At 60.9% G+C, this 1,433-nt stretch carries 1 protein-coding gene; it reads right to left on the reverse strand.

What is annotated here, in order from left to right:
• Positions 1 to 299 precede the first annotated feature (299 nt).
• Entirely contained in the window at positions 300 to 1,334 is a 1,035-nt protein-coding gene (locus AAE484_RS17385) for an IS110 family transposase (protein ID WP_341939705.1), read from the reverse strand.
• Positions 1,335 to 1,433: the final 99 nt, after the last annotated feature.

Consider the following 1,433-nt stretch of genomic DNA (forward strand, 5'->3'; position numbering starts at 1 on the left):
GTATATGGTCTCCTCCCCGTTTGCAAGGTCTCAGTGTCGATGTCAGGGACAGGTTGGCTGACGTATATCCGGCCTGTTGTCGAGGCGGCTTTGTCGCCTCTGGCCTTGATGGAAGATCCGCGCCTGCCGTCCTCATCGCCCTAACGGCCTCTCGGGCCATCAAGTAAGCCAGGTTTTCGGCAGGCCGGTCTGACCTGTTGTGCCATCGATCGCTGTGACCCTCGCAACCTGAGGGAAGGGTAACCTCCGTAATCGTCTACTTCGCTTTGCTTGTCTACTTCACTCGCTTCCTGATCAACTCATCCGGCCATCCGCTCCTCGATGGGCCGGTACCGCTCGCCCCGGGCGATGATCACCCAGGCCATGCGGAGTAACTTATTGGCCAGCGCCACTGTGGCTTTGTTGAAGCCTCGCTCCGCCTTGATCCTCTGGATCCAGCGACTGAGCGGATCGGTCTTGTTGTCCGCCTGCGTTACCACCGAGCGTGCCCCGTGGATCAGTTGGGCTCGCACATAGGGGTCGCCACGTTTGCTGATGCCCAGCAGCACCGATTTGCCGCCGGTGCTGTTCTGCCGTGGAACCACGCCCAGAGCGGCAGCCGCCTCTCGGCCTCGCTGGAACTGGTGGCCATCACCCATCCAGCTTTTTAAGATACTGGCCACCACGGACCCGATACCGGGCATCTCCTGTAAGCGCTGACAGACCTCGTCCTCTTTGACCATCCGATCGACTTCCTGGTCGTACCAGGCCAGCTCCTCCTCTAGCTCCATAAAGCGCTGGTACTGGCGGTGGAGCAGCTGCCGGGTTCGAGGGCTCAGCTCATTCTCCGCGTCCTCAAGCACCAGAGGGAACTCCCGGCGTAGCGTGGCCACCCCTCTGGGGAGCACCACCCCGTACTCCATCAGCAGGCCTCGCAACTGGTTGCTCAGCCGAGTGCGCTCCTTGCTCACGCTGCGACGCAGCTTGTGCAGCATCTGCTCGTCCTGCTGCTCAACGCTCTTGATCTGCACTGGACGAACCCGCCCGTGTTCACTGGTCTCCGCAATGGCCATGGCATCGTTGTAGTCGTTCTTCTGGCCGCGTAGATACCCTTTGACGTGCTGCGGGGGGAACAGCTCAACGCGGTGCCCCAGCGCCTGAATTCGGCGGGCCCAGTAGTGGGCGCTCCCGCAGGCCTCCATGGCCACGGTGCAAGGCTCCAGGCGTGATAGCCGCTCGCAGAGCTGCTTGCGCCGGACTTTACGCTTCCAGTCCCCCTTACCTCCAGGGCCTGTGCCGTACAGAGCAAATTCGTTTTTTGCGAGATCAATGCCAATCGTTGTAAGCTTTGCCATGGTCTCCTCCCACTCATTCAGATAGGAATTTCTTCCTCCCCTATCTTGGCGCATCGCGACGCCGATTAGGAGGGGAGGAGACCATCTCATCGCCCTACG

It is taken from the genome of Marinimicrobium sp. C2-29 (genome assembly GCF_038419845.1).
Taxonomy (GTDB): Bacteria; Pseudomonadota; Gammaproteobacteria; order Pseudomonadales; family Cellvibrionaceae; genus Marinimicrobium.

What these genes read in the sequence shown, in the direction of transcription:
- AAE484_RS17385 (WP_341939705.1), bottom strand. Translation starts at nt 1,334, where the DNA reads ATGGCAAAGCTTACAACGATTGGCATTGATCTCGCAAAAAACGAATTT.